The organism is Pseudomonas sp. JV245A, assembly GCF_032424515.1.
GTDB classification, from domain to species: domain Bacteria; phylum Pseudomonadota; class Gammaproteobacteria; order Pseudomonadales; family Pseudomonadaceae; genus Aquipseudomonas; species Aquipseudomonas protegens.
The window spans coordinates 1-966 of record NZ_VYKE01000426.1 but is presented as its reverse complement, the minus strand read 5'-3'; the positions used below and the strand labels follow the sequence as shown (position 1 = coordinate 966).

The following is a 966-nucleotide window of genomic DNA, read 5'->3' as shown; positions in this document are numbered from 1 at the left end:
GCCGCCGCCCTTCCTGGCCGGCCCGTTGTGCCTCGGCCTCGGCGGCGCCGACCCGGGCCTGGGCTTCGGCGATCAGGCTCTGCTGCTGTTGCTGGCGGGCGGCCAGATTGGCCAGCCGCGCCTGCCCGGCACGCTGTTCGGCCTGGGCCTCGCGCAGCGCCGCTTCCGCCTGTTCGACCCGGGCCCGGTAGTCGCTGTCGTCGATCCGCGCCAGCAGGTCGCCAGCCTTGAGCGGCTGGTTGTCCCGGACCTCGACCGCCACCAGGTAGCCGGCGACCCGGGGCGCGATGGTGACGATGTCCGAGCGCAGGTAGGCATCGTCGGTCTCCACCAGGAAACGCCCGTTGAACCACCAGCGCAGGCCCCAGGCCAGAACCAGCAGCAACACCAGCGCCAGCCCGGCATAACCGAGTAAGCGACGGCGGGTGACGGCTTGCGCCGGGGAAGCGGGAACAGGGGTCTGGGTCATTGCAAAGGCTCGTTGGGGGTTCGCGGGAAAGGGTTGGCCGCAGCCCGGCTCGGCTGCGGCAGGACAATCGGCGGCGCGCTGCGCCAGCCGCCGCCCAGGGCCTTGAACACCAGCACCTGGGTATCGATGACGGCGGCATCGGCCTGCGCTGCCGCGGCCCGGGTACGTACATCGGTGCGCTGGGCATCGAGGTAATCCAGGGCCGTGGAGGCACCGGCGGCCCTGGCTAGCCCGGCCAGGCGCAAGGCCTGGTGGTCACGTTCGGCTGCCAGGTGCAGGGCTTGCTGGCGCTGCAACGCGGCCTGGTAGTCGCTCAGGGCCTGTTGCTGCTCCTTCAGGGCCGCCAGGATGCTGCGGTCGAAATCCGCCAGTGCCGCGCTTTCTCCGGCGCTGGCCTGGGCGATGCGGGCGCGGGCGGCATTGAGGTTGGGCAAGCTCCAGGACAACAGCGGCCCCAGTTGCCAGACCGACGCGTCGCGGTCATCGAAACCTGCGGG

The 966-nt window shown here is 71.5% G+C and carries 2 protein-coding genes; both read right to left on the bottom strand.

The window, feature by feature from the left end; all coding sequences use genetic code 11:
• A partial coding sequence (locus F6S12_RS32205) for a biotin/lipoyl-binding protein (protein ID WP_315869916.1) occupies window positions 1-469 on the bottom strand: 469 nt, incomplete at its 3' end.
• Window positions 466-966 (bottom strand): TolC family protein (locus F6S12_RS32200; RefSeq protein ID WP_315869915.1); only part of this gene is annotated, 501 nt, incomplete at its 5' end. The genes F6S12_RS32205 and F6S12_RS32200, both read right to left, overlap by 4 nt.